Source organism: Nonomuraea sp. NPDC049784, assembly GCF_040659615.1.
Taxonomy (GTDB): domain Bacteria; phylum Actinomycetota; class Actinomycetes; order Streptosporangiales; family Streptosporangiaceae; genus Nonomuraea.
This window is the reverse complement of record NZ_JBFAMX010000845.1, coordinates 1-3,527: the sequence shown is the minus strand read 5'-3', so window position 1 is coordinate 3,527 and position 3,527 is coordinate 1. Positions and strand designations below refer to the sequence as shown.

Annotated in this window: 4 protein-coding genes; all 4 read right to left on the bottom strand. The window is 74.2% G+C overall.

The annotated features are described in order from the left end of the window. Positions 1–834 (bottom strand): dihydrodipicolinate synthase family protein (locus AB0J09_RS59635; protein ID WP_360712453.1); only part of this gene is annotated, 834 nt, incomplete at its 3' end. Between the two features lie 24 nt (positions 835–858). After that, complete coding sequence (locus AB0J09_RS59630) at positions 859–2,205, bottom strand: NAD(P)/FAD-dependent oxidoreductase (protein ID WP_360712450.1); 1,347 nt, start codon at positions 2,203–2,205, stop codon at positions 859–861. Beyond that, positions 2,202–2,444 carry a (2Fe-2S)-binding protein gene (locus AB0J09_RS59625; protein ID WP_344995175.1) on the bottom strand — a complete coding sequence of 81 codons (243 nt, stop codon included), beginning with the start codon at positions 2,442–2,444 and terminating at the stop codon, positions 2,202–2,204. Before AB0J09_RS59625 ends, AB0J09_RS59630 begins: the two co-directional genes overlap by 4 nt. Further along, positions 2,441–3,527, bottom strand: a 1,087-nt coding sequence (locus AB0J09_RS59620; protein WP_360712448.1) for an FAD-binding oxidoreductase, incomplete at its 5' end; no start/stop codon positions are given. The genes AB0J09_RS59620 and AB0J09_RS59625, both read right to left, overlap by 4 nt.

Genomic DNA, 3,527 nt, shown 5'->3' with positions numbered 1-3,527 from the left:
GTCCGTCAGCGGCTGCCTGGGCTGCCTGCACGGCCCGCCGGGGCGGCCCGCGACGTCCATGGACAGCTTGATGGCCTGGACGAACTCGGTCTTCGAGTCCCAGCGCAGCAGCGGGTGCAGGGTCCTGTAAAGAGGCAGCGCGGTCTCCAGGTCTCCGGCGACCGCCGCGCGGTAGAGCGCGGAGTTGGAGGCGGGCAGCGCGTTGGGGTAGCCGGCGATCCAGCCCACCGCCCCGGCGACGGCGAGCTCGAGCAGCACGTCGTCGGAGCCGATCAGCAGGTCCAGCTCGGGGGCCAGCTCGGCGAGCTCGTACGCCCGGCGCACGTCCCCGCTGAACTCCTTGACCGCCACGATCAGCCCCTCCTCGTGCAGCTTGGCCAGCAGCGCGGGGGTCAGGTCCACCTTCGTGTCGTACGGGTTGTTGTAGGCCACGATCGGCACGCCCGCCTTGGCGACCTCGCGGTAGTGCTCGACGACGGCCCGCTCGTCGGCGCGGTAGGAGTTGGGCGGCAGCAGGAGCACCGAGCCGCAGCCCGCCTCGCGTGCCTGCTCGGCCCAGCGGCGCGACTCGGCGGCGCCGTACGCGCCGACCCCGGCCATCACGTTGCGCCCGCCGACGGCCTGCACGGCGGTCTCGATCACCTTGGTGCGTTCCTCAGGCGTGAGCGTCTGGTATTCGCCCAGCGATCCGTTCGGCACGACGCCGTCACAGCCGTTCTCCACCAGCCAGCGGCAGTGCTCGGCGTAGGCGTCGAAATCGACGGACAGGTCGTCGCGCAGGGGCAACGCAGTGGCGACCATGACGCCGTGCCAGGCCTTGCTGCGGTTCTCCATTGGGAAGTCCTCCATGTCAGCGGGTCAGTTAGTGGTGGGATCGTGTGAAAGGTCGGCGAGGGCGCCGAGGGTGACGGGCTGGGCGATGGGGCGGCGGGGCGCCTGCGGCGGCTCGCCCGCCAGGCAGGAGACGGCGTAGCCGCAGATGCGGCCCTGGCACCAGCCCATGCCGGGCCTGGCCAGCAGCTTGATCGAGCGCGCGTCGGTGGCGCCGAGGTCCTGCGCCTCGCGTACCCGGGCCAGCGGCACCTCCTCGCACCGGCAGACCAGCGTGTCGTCGCGCAGCCAGCCCTGCCAGCCGGGCCGGACGGGGTACGCGCGCTGCAGCGCCTCGCCGAACGCCCGCCACCGCTCCCGCCGCCGCAGGAGCACTCGCGGCGCGGCCGCGTCCGAGGCGCCAGAGTCGGCCGCGATCGCGCTGCCCGCGATGCGGCCCTCCGCTTCGGACAGGCGCCAGCCGCCCACGCCCGTGGGCTCGCCCGCGGCCCATACGCCTGGGACGCTGGTGCGCTGGCCGGCGTCGACGGCCAGCACGGGGCTGCCGTCCACGTCGTGCCTGGTCTCGCAGCCGAGCTGCACGCCCAGCTCGATCTGCGGCACGAACCCGTAGCCGACGGCCACCGTGTCGCACTCGACGACGCGGGTGGAGAGAACGTTCCAGTCCTTGTCGAGGCGGGCCACGGTGACGGCCTCCACCTCGCGCTCTCCGTGCGCCGCCACGACCGCCTGGCGCGTCCGGTACGGCACCCGGTGCCGGGCCATGTCCGCCGCGTACCCGGCGGCCTCTCCGGCCTTGCCCAGGGCCAGCAGCGGATGCCGGGCCAGCCCCAGGCCGCCGTTGGCCTCGAACACCCCGAGCACCCGCGCCCCGGCCCCGGCCAGCCCGGAGGCCACGGGAAGCAGGAACGGCCCGGTGCCGGCGACGACGATCCGCCTGCCCGCCACTACGCCGTTGCCCTTGAGCAGCGCCTGCGCGCCGCCGGCGGTGAGCACGCCGGGCAGGTCCCACCCGGGGAACGGCAGCGGCCGGTCGTGCGCGCCGGTGGCGATGAGCACCCGCCGCGCCCTCACGGGGATCGCCTTCCGCTCGGGGGTCGTGCAGTGCACGACCAGGTCGCCGTCCGGCTCACGGACGAGGCTCCAGACCTGGTGCCTCAGCAGCAGGTCGGCGCGGGAGTCCAGGGCGCGGGCCTGCCGCAGGAACCGGTCGAGCCCGGGCGCGGGCTTGGGGTCGGCGGAGTGGCGGAAGTACTGGCCGCCGAGCCGCGTGGCGGAGTCGACGAGCGCCACCCGCAGCCCCGCCTGCGCCGCCGTGAGCGCGCCCGCCACACCGGCGACCCCGCCCCCGATCACCACAAGGTCGTACGTCATGACGTGGTCACCTCGTCACCGGGCGCGGCCTCCACCAGGCACGCCCGCTCGGGCGCCCGCCCGTTGACCGAGATCAGGCAGTCGAAGCAGACCCCGATCCCGCAGAACAGCCCGCGGGGCCGCCCGCCGAAGCGCGTGCTGCGCCACGACCGCACGCCGGCCGCGTGCAGCGCCGCCCCGATCGTCTGGCCGGGCGTCACGGGAACAGGACGCCCGTCGATCGTGATGTGGAACGTCACAGGGAGTCCTCCGAGAAGCGATCCGGCCGGAAGGGCCGCAGGTCCAGGTCGGTCGGGGAGCCGGTGAGCACCTGCGCGAGCAGGTGACCGGTCACCGGGGCCAGCCCGATGCCCGCGCCCTCGTGCCCGCACGCGTGGTACAGCCCAGGCACCCTGGGATCGGCGCCGATGACGGGCAGGTGGTCGGGGCAGTACGGACGGAACCCGCAGTACGACCTGATGACCCGTACATCGCGCATCGCGGGGAACAGCGCCACCGCCTGCGCGGCCAGCCGGGCCAGCACCGGCACCGACATGGTCCGGTCGAAGCCGACCCGCTCCCTGCTGGCCCCGATGAGCACGGTCCCCGACGGCGTGCCCTCCACGACGGCCGAGGTCTCCAGGGCGGCCGAGTCGCTGGCCACGTTCGTGACGTAGGCGGCGGTGTAGACCTTGTGCCTGATCAGGATCTCCGGCAGCGGCTCCGTGACCAGGATGAACCCGCGTCTGGGCAGGATCGGGAGATCGACTCCCGCCAGAGCGGCCACCTCGCCGCCCCAGGTGCCCGCGGCGTTGATCACCGCGTCGCCGAGCACGTCGCCCTGGGAGGTGCGCACACCCGTGATCCGGTCTCCTTCGCGGATGAATCCGCTCACCGCGGCCCCGAGGCGGAGGCGGAGTGTGCCCTTGCCGAAGCTCTCCACGCCGTGCCTGAGCAGCCGCGCGGCTGCCAGCATGGGCTGCACCTGCGCGTCCTGCGGGTAGAACACCCCGCCGGCCAGGCCGTCGGCGAGGTCCGGCTCGTAGTCGCGCAGCGAATCACTGGGCACCAGGGTGTGCTCCACGTCCTGCTTGGCGGCCAGCCCGGTGAGCTGCCGCTGGACCTCGCCGGTCTCGGCGACGACCAGCCCGCCCTTGGCCTCGAACTCGAACCCGCCGAGCTCGGCCAGCTCGCGCCACAGGCGGTTCGAGAGCACGGCCAGCTCCAGCTCGGGCCCCGGCTCCTTGTCGGACACCAGGATGTTGCCCTCACCCGAACCGGTCGTGCCGCCCGCGACCGGGCCGCGATCGACCCCGCGGCCGGCGAGGCCCGCCCCCCCCGCG

Excerpts from the sequence above, each read along its gene's own strand:
- AB0J09_RS59630 (WP_360712450.1), bottom strand. The coding sequence starts at position 2,205 with ATGACGTACGACCTTGTGGTGATCGGGGGCGGGGTCGCCGGTGTGGCG.